Source organism: Propioniferax innocua (genome assembly GCF_006716235.1).
Taxonomy (GTDB): domain Bacteria; phylum Actinomycetota; class Actinomycetes; order Propionibacteriales; family Propionibacteriaceae; genus Propioniferax; species Propioniferax innocua.
In genome coordinates, this window is record NZ_VFOR01000002.1 from 564,583 (window position 1) to 580,657 (window position 16,075).

At 64.8% G+C, this 16,075-nt stretch carries 16 protein-coding genes; 5 read left to right on the plus strand and 11 right to left on the minus strand.

Going from position 1 to position 16,075, the window contains the following annotated elements; all coding sequences use genetic code 11:
* Positions 1-29 precede the first annotated feature (29 nt).
* Positions 30-707: a response regulator transcription factor gene (locus FB460_RS09370; RefSeq protein WP_142093875.1), complete on the minus strand. Its 678-nt coding sequence runs from the start codon at positions 705-707 to the stop codon at positions 30-32.
* Positions 704-1,897 (minus strand): sensor histidine kinase, encoded by a 1,194-nt coding sequence (locus tag FB460_RS09375; protein ID WP_142093876.1) that lies wholly within the window; start codon positions 1,895-1,897, stop codon positions 704-706. Before FB460_RS09375 ends, FB460_RS09370 begins: the two co-directional genes overlap by 4 nt.
* A 211-nt stretch (positions 1,898-2,108) precedes the next feature.
* Between FB460_RS09375 and phoU the strand changes: the two genes are divergently transcribed.
* Entirely contained in the window at positions 2,109-2,774 is a 666-nt protein-coding gene (gene phoU, locus FB460_RS09380; protein ID WP_142093877.1) for a phosphate signaling complex protein PhoU, read from the plus strand.
* 1 nt (position 2,775) lies between these two features.
* Here the strand turns inward: phoU and FB460_RS09385 are convergent, their stop codons facing one another.
* Positions 2,776-3,525, minus strand: coding sequence for a phosphoglyceromutase (locus FB460_RS09385; RefSeq protein WP_142093878.1), 750 nt, complete (start codon positions 3,523-3,525; stop codon positions 2,776-2,778).
* Positions 3,526-3,567: 42 nt separating this feature from the next.
* On the opposite strand from FB460_RS09385, the gene FB460_RS09390 reads away from it, so the two are divergent.
* Positions 3,568-4,320 carry an SDR family oxidoreductase gene (locus FB460_RS09390; protein WP_142093879.1) on the plus strand — a complete coding sequence of 251 codons (753 nt, stop codon included), beginning with the start codon at positions 3,568-3,570 and terminating at the stop codon, positions 4,318-4,320.
* A gap of 40 nt (positions 4,321-4,360) precedes the next feature.
* On the opposite strand, the gene FB460_RS09395 is transcribed toward FB460_RS09390, so the two are convergent.
* Both FB460_RS09395 and FB460_RS09400 read right to left on the minus strand, forming a co-directional pair.
* Positions 4,361-6,418, minus strand: coding sequence for a CocE/NonD family hydrolase (locus FB460_RS09395; RefSeq protein WP_142093880.1), 2,058 nt, complete (start codon positions 6,416-6,418; stop codon positions 4,361-4,363).
* A gap of 90 nt (positions 6,419-6,508) precedes the next feature.
* Positions 6,509-6,991, minus strand: coding sequence for a type III secretion system chaperone family protein (locus tag FB460_RS09400; RefSeq protein WP_142093881.1), 483 nt, complete (start codon positions 6,989-6,991; stop codon positions 6,509-6,511).
* Positions 6,992-7,219: 228 nt separating this feature from the next.
* Between FB460_RS09400 and aspA the strand changes: the two genes are divergently transcribed.
* Both aspA and FB460_RS09410 read left to right on the plus strand, forming a co-directional pair.
* Positions 7,220-8,662: an aspartate ammonia-lyase gene (gene aspA, locus FB460_RS09405; protein ID WP_170210031.1), complete on the plus strand. Its 1,443-nt coding sequence runs from the start codon at positions 7,220-7,222 to the stop codon at positions 8,660-8,662.
* A gap of 53 nt (positions 8,663-8,715) precedes the next feature.
* Positions 8,716-9,456, plus strand: a complete 741-nt coding sequence (locus FB460_RS09410; RefSeq protein ID WP_142093883.1) for a sulfite exporter TauE/SafE family protein — start codon at positions 8,716-8,718, stop codon at positions 9,454-9,456.
* A 3-nt stretch (positions 9,457-9,459) separates the two neighbouring features.
* Here the strand turns inward: FB460_RS09410 and FB460_RS09415 are convergent, their stop codons facing one another.
* From FB460_RS09415 to FB460_RS09435, 5 genes are all read right to left on the minus strand, one after another.
* The gene (locus FB460_RS09415; RefSeq protein WP_142093884.1) at positions 9,460-9,822 is read right to left on the minus strand and encodes a biotin/lipoyl-containing protein; all 363 of its coding nucleotides are present in this window, start codon (positions 9,820-9,822) and stop codon (positions 9,460-9,462) included.
* 18 nt (positions 9,823-9,840) lie between these two features.
* Positions 9,841-10,104, minus strand: a complete 264-nt coding sequence (locus FB460_RS09420; RefSeq protein WP_142093885.1) for a hypothetical protein — start codon at positions 10,102-10,104, stop codon at positions 9,841-9,843.
* A gap of 10 nt (positions 10,105-10,114) precedes the next feature.
* Positions 10,115-11,680 (minus strand): acyl-CoA carboxylase subunit beta, encoded by a 1,566-nt coding sequence (locus tag FB460_RS09425; RefSeq protein ID WP_142093886.1) that lies wholly within the window; start codon positions 11,678-11,680, stop codon positions 10,115-10,117.
* 11 nt (positions 11,681-11,691) lie between these two features.
* Positions 11,692-13,188, minus strand: coding sequence for a methylmalonyl-CoA carboxytransferase subunit 5S (locus tag FB460_RS09430; RefSeq protein ID WP_142094300.1), 1,497 nt, complete (start codon positions 13,186-13,188; stop codon positions 11,692-11,694).
* 198 nt (positions 13,189-13,386) lie between these two features.
* Complete coding sequence (locus FB460_RS09435) at positions 13,387-13,830, minus strand: GvpL/GvpF family gas vesicle protein (protein WP_170210032.1); 444 nt, start codon at positions 13,828-13,830, stop codon at positions 13,387-13,389.
* 107 nt (positions 13,831-13,937) lie between these two features.
* Between FB460_RS09435 and FB460_RS09440 the strand changes: the two genes are divergently transcribed.
* Positions 13,938-15,056, plus strand: coding sequence for a GTPase family protein (locus FB460_RS09440; RefSeq protein ID WP_142093888.1), 1,119 nt, complete (start codon positions 13,938-13,940; stop codon positions 15,054-15,056).
* A gap of 38 nt (positions 15,057-15,094) precedes the next feature.
* On the opposite strand, the gene FB460_RS09445 is transcribed toward FB460_RS09440, so the two are convergent.
* Entirely contained in the window at positions 15,095-15,949 is an 855-nt protein-coding gene (locus FB460_RS09445; RefSeq protein WP_142093889.1) for a M15 family metallopeptidase, read from the minus strand.
* Positions 15,950-16,075 lie beyond the last annotated feature (126 nt).

A 16,075-nucleotide genomic window follows, 5' to 3' on the forward strand; every position in this document is an offset into this window, starting at 1 on the left:
TCCTGATCGATCTGGGCCCAGCGTAACGATCAGCCCTCGAACTTGTAGCCCAACCCGCGCACGGTGATCAGATAACGCGGTTTACTCGGATCCGGCTCGATCTTGGAGCGGAGCCGCTTGACGTGGACATCAAGGGTTTTGGTGTCCCCCACATAGTCGGCTCCCCAGATGCGGTCGATGAGCTGGCCTCGCGTCATCACGCGCCCGGCATTGCGCAGGAGCATCTCCAGCAGCTCGAATTCCTTGAGCGCGAGTCGGACGTCCTTGCCGTCGACCGCAACGGTGTGCCGCTCCACATCCATGCGGACACCGCCACTCTCCACCACGTCAGGAACCAGTTCGACATCCTGTCCACGACGCAGCACCGCCCGCACCCGGGCCAGCAACTCGCGGTGTGAGAACGGTTTGGTGACGTAATCATCAGCACCGATCTCGAGGCCCACCACCTTGTCGACCTCCGAGTCGCGCGCGGTGACCATGATCACCGGCACGGTGCCCCGCAGACGCAGCTGTCGACAGACCTCGGTACCGGGCAGGCCGGGCATCATCAGGTCGAGCAACACGATGTCTGCGCCATTGCGGTCATACTCACTCAGGCCCTGATCTCCGTCAGCGGCCTCGATGACATCGAAGCCCTCCTTGCGGAGCATGTAGCTCAAAGCCTCGCGGTAGGACTCCTCGTCCTCCACCACCAGAACACGCGTCATTCCCACTCCTGTGCCGTCCGATCCCGGGCGGGCTCGGAACCGCTCTCATCGTCCGATTCAACCAGATCCTCGGCTGCTTCGGGCAGCCGCAGAGTGAACGTCGATCCCTGCCCCGGCTTGGACCACACCGTCACCTCGCCACCATGGGTACCCACGATGTGCTTGACGATGGCCAGCCCAAGGCCCGTACCCCCGGTGTCACGGCTGCGTGCATAGTCCACCCGGTAGAAGCGCTCGAAGATCCGTTGCACCTCGGACTGATCGATGCCGACGCCGGAGTCGGAGACGCTGATCTCGATTCCCTGCTCATCGAAGTCGTCCACGCGTCGCGCCGAGAGCACCACTCGCCCGTCGGAGTCGGAGTAGATCACCGCATTCTCCACCAGATTGGCCACAGCGACAGTCAGCTGCTCGGCATCACCTGTGACCTGCAACCCCCGCTCCCCCGCGATGACCAACGCGATCCCCCGCTGGTCGGCGTCGACACGTCGCCGATCCGAGGCCACCGCCAGCACCTGATCCACGTCCACAGTCGACGCCTCGGTCATCGGCTCGTGCGCCTGAAGTCGAGAGAGCTGGATGATGTTGGCCACCAGCTCCGACAACCGGGCCGACTCGACCTGCATCCGCGAGGCGAATCGCTGCACGGCCTCCGGGTCGTCGGCAGCGCCCTCCACGGCCTCGGCGAGCAGAGAGATCGCCCCGATCGGCGTCTTGAGTTCATGGCTGACGTTGGCGACGAAGTCACGGCGAGTCTCCTCGACGCGTCGGGCCTGGGTCCGGTCATCGGCGAGGATCAGCACCAGATCGGCCACGGGCGCAACGCGCACCGACAGCACAGTGGACGGGGCTCGTTGAGGACGACGCAGCTCCAGCTCGGTGGTCCGGATCTCCCCGGCCTGGCGTACTTCACGGGCCAACTCCAGCAACACATCCACGGCGACGTGGTTGTCACGCACCAACCCCAGATTGCGGGCCGGCACCGTCGAAAGCCGGACGGCATCATGTGCATCGACGACGATCACTGCCGAACGCAGCACCGAGACGACTTCGGCCAGCCCTTCCGGAAGCACGTCCACAGGCTCGTTCTCCGTGGGCGGCGGCTCCAGAGCCCGACGCCGTTTCATGACGATGACGGCGCACGCTGCTCCCAGCACCAGCCCGATCAGCACACCGAGAATCCACGCCATTCGACTCACCCTAGTTCCGCCTCACACGGCCTGCGATCCATGGCCCCGGGCACGCGCGACGTTCAGATACTGTTCACGTCACGTTCACGTCTCGGTGGGGCATGCTCCAAACAGCGCGCATACGGTGTGACACACTGCCCGTTCGACCTTGGTCGCCCTTTCGATCCGTGGCGCGTGTGGCAGGGCCGGACCTCGACGATGAAGGATGATGATGCGCAACTCCTATCACGATGATCTGAACGACGTGGTCGACGACCTCGTACGGATGGCAGGCCTCGTGCGCACCAGCGTCTCCACGGGTACGCGAGCCCTTCTCGAAGCGGACATCCGCTCGGCGGAACAGGTCATCAGCGAGGACGAGAGCATCGACGAAGCCCACAACGACATCGAGTCGCGGTGCTTCTCCCTCCTGGCCCGGCAGGCTCCGATCGCCAGTGATCTGCGCACCGTTGTCTCGGCGCTGCGCATGGTCACCGCGATGGAACGCATGGGCGACTTGGCTGCGCATGTGGCCAAGATCGCTCGGATGCGCTTCCCCGAGCGGGCCGTACCCGATGACCTGCAGCCGAACTTCGAGCGCATGGCCAAGCTGGCCGACCAGATGATCGCCAAGGCCGGGGACACATTGCGTACCCGCGATGTTGCTGTCGCCGCCGAACTCGCCACCATCGATGAGGAGATGGACGAGCTGCGCCGCGACCAGTTCCGCACCCTTTTGAATGACGATTGGGCACACGGCGTCGAGGCTGCCGTCGACGTGGCACTGCTGGGGCGCTACTACGAGCGCATCGCCGACCATGCCGTGTCGCTCGGCCGTCGCGTCGCCTTCGTGGTGACCGGCGAAAAGGACGACCGAGCGACCTGGTCGAGCAGCTGACTTACTTCTTGCCCTGGTTCTTGACCGCTTCGATCGATGCTGCGGCGGCATCGGGGTCGAGGTAGCGTCCGCCCGGCGTGGTGGGCTTCATATCGTCATCGAGCTCGTACAGCAGTGGAACACCGGTGGGGATGTTGAGGCCCGCGATGTCGGCGTCGGAGATGCCGTCAAGGTGTTTGACAAGAGCGCGCAGCGAGTTTCCGTGCGCCGCGATCATCACGATCTTGCCGCCCTTCAGGTCGGGCACGATCGATGCTTCCCAGTACGGGAGCATGCGTGCCACGACATCGGCCAGACACTCGGTGCGGGGACGCTCTTCCTCGGGGATGTCCGCGTAACGGGGATCATGGAACTGCGAGTACTCGGCGTCGGCGTCGAGAACCGGGGGCGGGGTGTCGTACGAACGACGCCACGTCATGAACTGCTCCTCGCCATACTTCTCGCGGGTCTCGGCCTTGTCCAGGCCTTGGAGCGCACCGTAGTGCCGCTCGTTGAGCCGCCATGAGCGTCGCACCGGGATCCAATGCCGGTCGCAACCATCGAGTGCGATGTTCGCGGTGTGGATCGCGCGACGCAACAGCGACGTGTGCAGAACGTCGGGCAACAGCCCCTCGCCCTTCAGAAGCTCAGCGGCCTTCTGCGCCTCTCCGACGCCCTTCTCGTTGATATCGACGTCCACCCAGCCGGTGAACAGGTTCTTGGCGTTCCATTCGCTCTCGCCGTGGCGGAGCAGGATCAATCGTGCGGTCATACCCCAAGCCTACGGCTCGCCCATGTTTGCCAGACTGTGCCCATGTCAAAACCCATCGCAGTAGTGACCGGAGCCAGCAGCGGCATCGGAGCCGCCACCGCACGAGCCCTCACCAAGGACGGTTTCCACGTGTTCTGCGTGGCCCGCCGCACCGAACGCATCGAAAGCCTCGCCGCCGAGATCGGGGGTACCGCCGTCACGTGCGATGTCTCGAACCCCAGCGCCGTGGCCTCCCTCACCAAGGCCGTCGGCGACCGCGTCGACCTCTTGGTGAACAACGCCGGCGGCGCCCTCGGCAAGGACCCTCTCACCGAAACAGATCTGGAACTCTGGCAACGCATGTACAACTCCAATGTCATGGGAGCCGCACGCGTGACCCAAGCCCTGTTGCCGGCGCTTCGCACGGCTGAGGGGCAGATCGCCTTCGTCACCTCCGTGGCCGCAGAGACCGCCTACGAAGGCGGCGGCGGCTACTGCGGCGTCAAGGCCGCCGAACGGATGCTCGCCGGCTCGCTGCGTCTGGAGCTCGCCGGTGAGCCGATCCGCATCTGCGAGATCGTGCCCGGCCTGGTCAAGACCGACGAATTCTCCCTGACACGTTTCGACGGCGACCAGGAACGAGCCGACAAGGAGTACGAGGGTGTCGAGGGTCCGCTGGTGGCCGAGGACATCGCCGAGTGCATCCGCTGGGTCGCATCGCGCCCGTGGCATGTCAACATCGACCGCATGGTCGTGCGTCCGCGCGCCCAAGCTGCGATGCACAAACTGATCCGATCGGCCCCCGAGCAGAGCTGATCTCCACCACGTGACCGGACGGCCGACGCGGCCGCAGGCGTCAGACCAGGTCCCGCGGGATGTCCGCACTGGTGCGACGCGTGTGGATGCGTCGGCCGTTCTCGTAGGCGGCCAGTTCGTTGGTGACGGTGAATTTGAATGAATCACCGAACATCGTGCTGCGCGTCTGCAACTCGATGTCCCAATCCGCCGCTTCCCGCACCGCGGCACCCGGCGGCGCGGGGCGTCGGTACCGGATCAGACGCAGACACTCGACACGTGGGCTGGATGTGTCGTTGATGTCACGCTCATACACATCCTCCTCGACGGCCTGGTAATAGAGGCCATCGGAGAGATCGGTCTGCCAGATCTCCCTCTTGCTGCGCAGCTCCACGGTGCCACGTACCAGATCATGGGTGAGGATGCGTTCCATCGGGGCCGCCCCGGCGTCGATGGGAGTGCCCGGTGGCTCGGGTGGCAACTCCAGTTCCGGTTGTTCCCACACATCCCGCGGCGAACCGGGCCCAAGGTCTCGCGTGGGGAGCGTCAGCTCCGGGTGCCCATCGAGACGGATCGTCGCGTGTTCCTTCGTCGGCCACATGAGGGGCCAGAGACTCGATGAGACGCTGAGTCGGATCCAGTGCCCGGGCTCGAACCGATGTGCGATGGCCAACAGCGGCACATCGATATCCACCGGCTCCCCGGGGACGAGAGGCTCGGGGTGCTCGTGGGACGAGTGATGGGTCAGGTTGCACAGCGTCATCGTGACCAGACGCGATGTGCCATCCGGCGCCACATCGCACAGCCGGATCGCCAGCACCCCGGTGTCCTGATCACTCTTCGCCCGCAGCCGGACACGCGGTATCCCAAGCACCTCCACCGGATCGTTCACCCGCCAGTCGAACGTTCTGGAGCGCGCATCATCAGCACGCTGGTCCAAGGCATGTCCCGCGGGGTCGCCGAACTGCAGCCAACGTCCGGCCGCGTAGCCGATCTGCTCGGTGCTGCGCATTCCACGGGGTCCGGCCCGAACGGCCTCGGTGCCGTCGAGCGTGACCTCCTTCACGCGCGGCGAGGGCCATTCCTGCTCCGCCACCCATCGTCCCGGTCGGTATTCGTGGTCGGTTCCGACCGGGGCAGCATCAGGCATCCAGACCCTCAGCCGCGGCTCGACATCCACACCATTGTCGACACCGGCCATCCAGTGATCCCACCAGCGGATCGATTCGGCGATGAAATCCGTCGACGGGCCCGGCACCCCCTGATGCGGATAGTGATGTGTCCATGGCCCCACGAGGGCGTGCACCACGGTGTCGGCGTGTGCGAGCAACCGGAAAGGCGTCGAACGGTACTGATCGAGGAGTCCACCCACCGCCAGTACCGGCACCTTGATCGCAGAGAGGTCCTCCCCCACCGACCCATGCTTCCAATAGTCGTCACGACGCTGATGGCCGAGCCACGTCTCGATGTTCACCGGCGCACTGTCGATACGCCGGATCCAGTCCTCACGCCATTGCTCACCGGCCATCGAAGGATCGGATGGACGCGCGTTGTAGGCCCACATGGTGGCTGCCCACGGGAGCATCTGATCGGCGACGATCGCTCCCCCGTGGTAGTGCACATCCCCGCCGTACCGGTCGTCGGTGGAACAGATACTGATGACAGCTGCGAGCTCCGGTGGCTGCAACGCTGCGATCTGGAGGCCGTTGAATCCGCCCCAGGACTTGCCGATGATGCCGACCTGACCGTCACACCAGTGCTGTGCGGCGATCCAGCTCAACACCTCCAGCCCGTCGGCCAGCTCGGTCTCGGAGTACTCGTCGGTCATGATCCCGGTCGAATCACCGGCGCCGCGGAGGTCGACCCGCACACTCACGTAGCCCGCTCTCGCGAACTCTGCATGGATGGTGTGATCGCGGTGCGCGGTCACGTCCCCGCGTCGATAGGGGATGTACTCCAACACCGCGGGGGCCGGGGCGTGGTCGGCGCTCACCGGACGCCAGATGCGCGCTGCGAGTTCAGTTCCATCGGAGAGGGGGATGAGGACGTCGGGATGTACCCGGACCGCTTCTGGTTCGGAGCGGTACCGTCCGGCGTCAGCGGCGTCTGACAGGGGCATCCTCGCACCATACCCAAGGAGGCCCCGACCCACCGGAGGTGCACGGCTGGATGAGACCGCACCGGCCGGGCTGCATCGATCAGTTCAGGGTCAGGTGGCGTCGGGACGCAGGTGTTCGAACGCCGCGAGGTTGTGCGTGGACTCCCCCCGGTCCAGACGCCACTGCCACTCCTTCCGGATGGCGCTGGCGAAACCGAGTTCGAGGATCGAGTTGAACGAGGAATCTGCGGCTTCGGCGACGGCCCCCAGCAACCGATCCACTTCGGCCGGGGTGACCGCTTCCCGGCTGATCCGTCCGGTCAGGTGGATATCGCCTTGATGGTCGACGCTGAAAGCCACCACATAGGTCTTCAGATTGCGTTCCAGCAACCATCGGTAGACCTCCAGATGGTTCTCATCGGGGTGCCTGGCGACGAAGGCGCGGATCTGCAACGAGTGCGCATCCAGCACCAACGCACACTCGGTCTGCAGCTTGTGCTCGCCGGGAAGAGTCACGGTGAAGACGTCGGTCTTCTCCTGCCATGGCAGGCCCAGGTCCTCCAACGCTTCACGAATGGCACCACTGGCATCCATGGCATCTCCCTGTCTGTCGATCCGTCCGGTTCTGTCGATCCATCCGGGCTCATCGGCCCATCAAATGTTCCCGGGCCGCCACACTACGCCGCCCTACACGGAGGTGTGGCTCGGCACGAGAGGACGCCGCTTGCGCGACACGACGGGGCCATGCACCCAACGACACAAGAAATACTACGCCGCGTAGCATTGGTGCTGCCATATCAGATGACTACCCTCGGAGGAAACGTGACCACGTGGCGGAATGAAGTGGATCTGCTCGGCGAGAAGCAAGTGCCTACAGACGCCTACTACGGCATCCACACGCTTCGAGCGATGGAGAACTTCACGATCTCGGATCGCACCATCAACGAGGTCCCCTCCTTCATCCGAGGCATGGTGCAGGTCAAGAAGGCCACCGCCCTGGCGAACGCCGAGCTGGGAGCTCTCCCCGAAGACATCAAAGACGCGATCGTGTGGGCCTGCGACGAGATCCTGGAGAACGGTCGCTGCATGGACCAGTTCCCCATCGACGTGTTCCAAGGAGGAGCCGGCACGTCGGTGAACATGAACACCAATGAGGTCATCGCGAACCTCGCGCTGGAGCACATCGGCGAACCGCACGGCGCCTACGACAAGATCAACCCCAACGACCACGTGAACCGCAGCCAGTCGACGAACGATGCCTACCCCACGGGCTTCCGGATCGGTCTTCACACCGAACTGCAGACGCTCATCACAGCGATGGAGAATCTGATCGCCGCGTTCGAGAAGAAGGAGACCGAGTTCGCCGACGTCCTCAAGATGGGCCGCACCCAGTTGCAGGACGCGGTTCCCATGACATTGGGGCAGGAGTTCGGCGCCTGGGCCGCGACCATCAAGGAGGATCTGGGCCACGTCCAGAATTTCAGCAAGTTGTTGCTGATGGTGAACCTCGGAGCAACCGCGATCGGCACCGGCATCAACACTCCTCCGGGCTACTCGGAACTGGCGGTGAAGAAGTTGAGCGAGGTCACCGGCTATGACTGCAGCCCTGCACCGAACCTGATCGAAGCGACCAACGACTGCGGTGCCTACGTTCTTGTGCATGCCGCGCTCAAGCGCTTCGGGATGAAGCTCTCGAAGATCTGCAACGACCTGCGACTGCTCTCATCGGGTCCACGCGCCGGCCTCAAGGAGATCAACCTGCCCGAACTCCAGGCTGGTAGCTCGATCATGCCGGCCAAGGTGAATCCGGTCATCCCCGAGGTGGTCAACCAGGCCTGCTTCAAGGTGTTCGGCAACGATGTCACCGTCACATGGGCTGCCGAGGCAGGGCAGCTGCAGCTCAACGTCATGGAGCCGGTGATCGCCTCGTCGATGTTCGAATCGGTGTCCCTGCTCACCAACGCCTGCGACAACCTGCGTGAACGCTGCGTCGAAGGGATCACCGCGAACGTCGAGCGGTGCCACGATTACGTGATGACGTCCATCGGTATCGTCACCTACCTCAATGATTTCATCGGACACCACAACGGCGACCTGATCGGCAAGGAGTGCGCGCGCACCGGCAAGTCGGTCCGCGAGGTCGCCCTGGAGATGGGGGTCATGTCAGAGGAGCGGCTCGACGAGATCCTCTCGATGGAACACTTCATGAACCCCCACGGAGTCACGGCCAGCACACAACAGCCCGACCCCAAGGCTGCTCGCTGACCTTCGCGGAGGTCACGCCACTCGGCGTCATCATCCTCTGACATCATGTCGCCATGATGAGTGCTGCAGTGCTGTGCTTGTTCGTCGTGACCGGCGCAGCACTGCAGCGGCTCTCGGGGACCGGTGTGGGGCTCGTGGTCGCGCCGGTGGCCGCTCTGCTCATGGGCCCTGTCGAGGGCATCGTCCTCACGAATGTGATCACCACGGCGTCGGGGTTCATGCTCACGCTGTCCGTCCGGCGTGATGTCGAGTGGCGTCGTTGGGGCGTGCTGTGCGCCTCCGCATCCGCCGGGGTGCTCGCAGGAGCGCTGCTGGTGGGCTCGCTCCCCCACGCGTGGCTTCAGATCCTGGTCGGCGGTGTCGTCCTGCTTTCCCTCGGCCTGACCGTGAGCGTCCGCAATCCCCCGTTCGTGCCGGTCGTCCTCGGTGGCGTCATCGCAGGTGCCCTGGGCGGGTTCTTCAATGTCACCGCCGGCGTCGCAGCAGCGGCCATGATCATCTACGCCTTGATGACGCGGTGGGAACACCGTCGCTATGCGGCCACGATGCAACCCACCTTCATGACGCTCGGCGCCATGTCCCTCATCGCCAAGGCGGCGACCGGGTCGATCACCGCTCTGGACGCGTCGTTCTGGCTCATCCCGGGTGTGATCACGGCCGTCTTGATCGGTGGTTGGCTGGGGAAGCTCGCAACACGCAGGATGCCGGCCGGGAGAGCACGCGGAATCGCGCTCACCCTGGCCGGCATCGGAGCGATCAGCACCATCGCGCGCGGCGTCATGGCACTGGGCTGAACCTCATTCCAGGTCGAGCAGGGGCTGCCCGCCCTGCACCGCCTCCCCGGAATCGACATGGATGGCGGTGACCTTGCCCTCCTTGGGCGCAGTGATCTCGGTCTCCATCTTCATGGCCTCGAGCGTCATGAGAACGTGCCCGGCCTCGATCTCATCGCCTTCGTTCACGAGGATCTTGGCGACCGAGCCGGCCAGTGGAGCGACCACTGCATTCGCGGTGGCGGCCTGCACCGACGCGCTGGTCGGAGCTGCCGGCGTCGGGCCAGTGCCGCCGACAACGATCGACCCCAGGGCCGGACGCTCTTCCTCGGCCACCTCCACGTCGACCTCGTAGGCAGTCCCGTTGACCGTTACCTTCAGTTTCATGTGACTTCCTTACGCGTATCAGCGGACGTGGGGGACGGAACGACTCTGGACGTACGAACGGCCCTGTGCAGTCCACGCGCCCTGACGGTGGAACCGCACGGCCTTCACCTTGGCGCGGTGCCCCATATAGGCAGCAACGGCCGCGGAGATCGCCATCACCACTTCTTCGGGAATCTCCTTGCTGCGAGCGGCCTTGAGCTCTGCCAGTTCGCCCTCGACCTTCTCCAACCGTTCGGAGATCCCGCGTACGAGCGCGAGTAGCTCTGCTGTGTCTTCTGCCATGGTTCCCACCTCACGTCGGCCCGAGGCCGTGCTTCTTGTTCGGGCGGAGCTCGCGCTTGTTGACCAGCACCTCGAGCGCCATGGAGACCTCACGGCGCGTGTCTGCCGGATCGATGATGTCATCGACGAGGCGGCGCGATGCAGCCATGTAGGGGGTCGAGAAGGTTTCCCGGTACAACTCCACAAGTTCGGCGCGCTTGGCCTCCGGATCCTCGGCCTCGGCGATCTCGCGCTTGAACACGATGTTCGCCGCGCCATCGGCACCCATCACCGCGATCTCGGCCGTCGGCCACGCAAAGACGCGGTCTGCACCAAGATCCTTGCCGCACATGGCCAGGTAGGCGCCGCCGTAGGACTTGCGGAGCACCACGGTGATCTTCGGCACCGTGGCCGCCGAGTACGCGTACAGCATCTTGGCGCCATGGCGGATGATGCCGCCATGCTCCTGGGCGACGCCCGGGAGGAAACCGGGCACATCCACCAGCGTCAGCAGCGGAATGTTGAACGCGTTGCAGAACCGGATGAACTGCGAGCCCTTGTCGGAGGAATTGATGTCGAGCACACCCGACATCACGCTGGGCTGGTTGGCGATGACGCCGACGGTGCGTCCGGTGATGCGGGCGAAGCCCACCACGAGGTTCTGTGCGTAACCGGCCTGCACCTCGAGGAAGTCAGCGCCGTCCACGATATTCCCGATCACGTCGCGCACGTCGTAGCCCTTGCTGCCGTCGACGGGGACCACATCGCGCAGCTCGGGGTTCGCCTCGACCTCCTCGAACCCGTCGAGCACCGGCGGGTCCTCGGTGTTGTTCTGCGGCAGGAAGCTCAGCAGCTTCTTGGCGATGAGCAGTGCCTGCTCATCGTCATCGGCCACGAAGTGAGCGACACCCGACCGAGCCATGTGCGAGTCCGCGCCACCCAGATCGTCCGCAGTCACCTGTTCGCCGGTGACGGCCTTGATCACGTTGGGACCGGTGATGAACATGTGCGACTTGCGCGTCTGGATGATGAAGTCGGTCAACGCGGGCGAGTAGGCCGCACCACCGGCGCAGGGCCCGGCAATGATGGAGATCTGCGGTACGACACCGGAAAGCAGCACGTTGTTGAAGAACACGCGGCCGTAGCCGGAGAGCGAATCGATGCCCTCCTGGACACGCGCGCCACCGGAATCGTTGATGAACACGAAGGGAGTGCCCGTGGTGTGGGCAGCCTTCATCATGTCCACGACCTTGTTCGACTGCGTCTCGCCGGCCGAGCCACCCATCACGGTGAAGTCCTGCGAGGCGATGTGCACCGGCCGCCCGAGTACTGCGGCAGAACCGGTCACGACGCCATCTGCAGGGGCCTCGGCCTTGTCCATGCCGAAATAGACGGTGCGATGCTTGGCGAACATGCCGCTCTCGGTGAACGTTCCGGGGTCGGCGAAAGCGTCGATACGCTCCCGAGCGCTGAGTTTGCCGCGCTCGTGCTGCTTCGCGATACGTTCCTCACCGCCACCGACCGACACCTTGGCCTTGGCCTCGGCCAGCTGCTCGAGGCGGTCCGCCATCGAAGGGATGTTGGTTTCTGTGCTCATACTTGATGTCCTCAGGCAGGTTCGACGCTGACGGTGTGCGAGTGATCGCCGACCGTGACGTTGTACTTGATCGGTTCACGGATGGCCTTGCTCGCACCACTGGCGGCGTCGGCCTCCTTCTTGACCTGTTCGGCGGTCTTGCCGACGTTCTTCGGCCCCTCATGACGCGTGGTGAAGAACTTGGGCGCCACTCCCGGGAACATCGCGTACGTCAGCACGTCCTCGTCGGTTCCGTCAGCCCCCGGCAGTTCAGCAGCCTCCACACGGAGGTTCTCCCACTCGGGCTCGATCAGGTCAGCCGGTCGCTGCGTGATCGGGGACTTCCCGGTCTGCTCCTCGGCCAGGGCGGTCACCTCAGCAGAACGTTCGCCCGGGCATTCGCCGTAGTAGCCGAGCATGAGATCGGCGAACTCGCCGGTCAGCACCTTGTAGCGACCCATCAGGACGTTGAACACCGCCTGTGTGCCCACGATCTGGCTCGACGGTGTGACCAGCGGAGGGAATCCCGCGTCCTCACGGACCCGCGGCACCTCCTCCATGACCTCCTTGACGCGGTCACCGGCGCCCTGCGCCTTCAACTGCGACTCCATGTTCGAGATCATGCCGCCGGGGATCTGCGACTTGAAGATGTCGGTGTCGACGCCGGTGATGGCCGACATGAACTCGGCGTAACGCGGGCGCACCTCAGCGAAATGGTCCCGCACGCGCTCCAGACGCTCCATGTCGACACCGGTTGAGTAACCGGTGCCCTCCAGCATCTCGATGAGGGACTCGGTCGGGTTGTGCCCCGGCCCAAGCGACATCGACGAGATCGCGGTGTCGACCACATCGGCACCGGCCTCGATGGCCTTCATCAGCGACACCAAGGTGACGCCGGTCGTCGAGTGACAGTGCACGTTGATCTGCACATCACCGTAGGTGTCCTTGATGCCCTTGACGATGTCGTAGGCCGGCTGTGGCTTGAGCAGTGCAGCCATGTCCTTCAGCGCGATCGACTCGGCTCCCATGTCGAGCAGACGTCCCGCAAGTTGCACGTACTTCTCGGTGTCATGCAGGGGCGAGACCGTGTAGCAGATCGTGCCCTGCGCATGCTTGCCCGTCTTGCGCACCGCCGCCATCGCGCGCTCGAGGTTGCGCGGATCGTTCAGCGCATCGAACACGCGGAAGACGTCCATACCGTTCTCCGCAGACTTCTCCACGAACTTGTCGACCACCCCATCGCCGTAGTGGCGGTAACCCAACAGGTTCTGGCCGCGCAGGAGCATCTGCAGACGTGAGTTCGGCATCAACTCACGGAAAGTCCGCAGTCGTTCCCACGGATCTTCATTGAGGAAGCGGATACATGCGTCGAAGGTCGCGCCACCCCAGCACTCGACGCTCCAATAGCCGGCTCGGTCGATATCCTCACAGACGTCAACCATGTCCTCCATGGCCATGCGCGTGGCCATGAGGCTCTGGTGGGCGTCGCGCAAGGCAAGCTCGGTGACCCCGATCTGTTTCGTTTCCATCTGCTTCGTATCAGGCACGGAACCTATTCTGTCAACTCCGGTCGTGCCGCCCAGCACCCTCCCCCTGTCTTGCCGTCCACGGGGATCGCATATCCTTTGGTGAGTATGCCGCTGGGATATGCGGCCTCGGTTCGAGAGCCGACCATGCCGGCTCAGCCGGGCATCATGAGGAAAGATCTCAGTCAGCCCGAAGTGTGATCATGTTCCCGAAGGTCTGCTGGCACCGATCTCCATATCCGTGAAGGAGTAGGCCGGCCAAGGCCCGAGAAAGCGAATCGTGACCGCAGGCTCGGCTTCTCGGATAGAGGTCAGCACGGCCCCCACCGTGGGGATGTCGACGCGGTCGGTGAGGCAGGCCATCGTCAGGACGGGCACCAGGCCCGGATCGGTCAGGGGGCGCCGGTACTCCTCGATCTGAGCACAGTGTCGGGCCAGCCGGGCGCGCCAGTCGGGGTAATAGTCATCAGCGGCTCGGTCGACGATGCCCTTCTTGGCTTTCTCCACGCGCTTCTCAAGGAGTCTGCGCACCCCGGCCGGACGGTTCGCTGCTTCCTCACGGAGCCGTGCGACCTCCGGGTCATCTGCGCAGAACGACTCCAGGCCAAGTGAAATCTCGACGCGCAGTTCCGCCTTGCCGTCCAACGCGGCCGAGAACCTGAACAGACCTTCCGGCTCTCAACCAGCCGCCTCATCCCGCTGTGCAACGATGAGTCAGTGGTCCCCACGACCCCACCAGACAGGAGGCTCGCATGTCTCAGTGGTTCACCGACTCCTTCAAATCGGAGTTCGAGCGCACCAGCGAACAGCTTGGGCGCTTCAATCTCGCAGTCTTCGGCAAGACCGGTGTCGGCAAGTCCACACTCATCAACGCGATCTTCGGCGAAGAGGTGGCACGGACCGGAATCGGCGAACCGGTCACCCGCGGCAGCCATCTCTATCTCGACAAACGCGGACGCCTCGGCCTCATCGACACCGAAGGATTGGAAGTCGGACGCGACGACAAGCAACTCATCGGCGACCTGCGCAAGCTGATCCGCACCACGCGCCGGCTACCGCTGGCCGAACAGATGCACGTCGCCTGGTACTGCGTACGCCCCATGGACCGCCGTTTCGAAGATTCCGAGGCCGATTTCATCCGCGAGCTCGACAGGCTCGGCGTCCCCACCCTCGTGGTGCTGACGCAGGTGCCCCGGGACGACCAGGGTCGTTTCCATCCCGACGCCATAGCCATGGCACACCACATCGCAGACATGGGGCTGCCCATCGTGGGGCACCCCCACATGACCAACGCAGCGAGGGACCGGTTCACCGGTCAGCCAGCACACGGCTTGATGGAGCTGTTGCGCGAGACCTTTCGCACAACACCCGAGGCTGTCCACGAGGCGCTCGCGAGCGCGCAGACGATTGATCCCCAAGCGAAGAAGAGCGTCGCGCAGAGAGCGGTGACCGCAGCAGCAGCCACCGCCGCAGGCGTGGCCGCAACACCGATCCCGTTCGCAGATGCCGCCGCGCTCGTACCCATCCAGCTCGGCATGATGGCCCGCATCTCCCACGTGTTCAACATTCCATTCGACCGCGCGGCAATGCTTGCAGTGGCCTCCACCTCGGCGGCCACGGTGGGCGGACGCACCGCCGTCACGAACCTCATCAAGCTCCTCCCGGGAGCCGGCAGCATCACCGGCGGGGTCATCGGGGCCGGCGTCGCCTCCGCCTTCACGTTCGCGATGGGTCAGGCCTGGATTTCGGTCTGTGAACGCGTCGCCCAAGGACGCTTCCGCACAGCGAGTGGCGTCCTCGACAATGCTGCGGTGCGCAAAGCCTTCACCGATGAGTTCGCCCGGCGGGCGCCACAGATTCGCCGTGAATGACCACCCGACGGCTGAACGGGCTCAGGGATGAAACGGGCTCAGGGGTAATCGGGCGCTGCGGGAAGACCACGATATTCCTCGAGGGTCCGCACCCCTTCGTGATGCATCCGCGTCGCGGTCTCGATACCGACGAAGCGGAAATGCCATGGCTCGTAGGCGTAGCCGATCACCGGCGTCAGATCCTGTGGGTATCGGAGCAGGAAGCCGTATCGCCAAGCGTTCTCGGCGAGCCACTTTCCTTCAGCGGTCTCACCGAAGCAGGGCTGAAGCGTGCATTGCCCATCGGGACGTCCCACGTCGGCGGCCAGCCCGGTCTGATGCTCGCTGTGACCGGGGCGGGCACTCACGAGGTCGGCCTCGTCGCCACGCTCGGCACGCTTCTGCGTATAGATGGCCTCCTGCTCCTGGAAGGAGCGGTATCCGCTGGTGATCGAGAACTCCACACCGGCGGCCCGTGCGGCTCCGTGCATCTCGTCCAGGGCACGGGCCGCCTCGGGGCGCAGGAGCTCACCGCTGGGGTTGGGAACGTGGGCCGGATTGGTCAGGTCGGTGGGGCCGTAGTCCGCCGGCAGTGGGCGCTGTTTGTTCACCACCACGTCGACGCTGTTGGGGTGATCGATGTCCGCCGGCGGGGGCTGGGGCGTTTCTGGGGGCTCGGGAGTGGGGGTCGGCGTCGGCGTGGGAGTCGGTGTGGGCACGACCTCGATCTCGGGATCCTCCGGCCCGGCCACGGCATTCCCCACGCGCTCCTCGTAGGAGCCGAGGACCACCGCGCTGCCCCCGAAGACCACCAGCACCAGCGCACCGATGCCCACGGCCGCTCGCCGGGAAGAGATCGGAAGACGGGACGCAGCCCGCTTGGGTGCGGGGCGCGGGGAAGTGCGCGGTGCCATGACCCCAGCGTAGGGGCGCCCACACCGTGACCGAAGCCGACGCTCCGGCCCCCTTCACCTGACCAACGGCCCGGGCCAAGGGGGGACGACACCCGCCGTTCATCTTTGGTTCATGACACCCACATC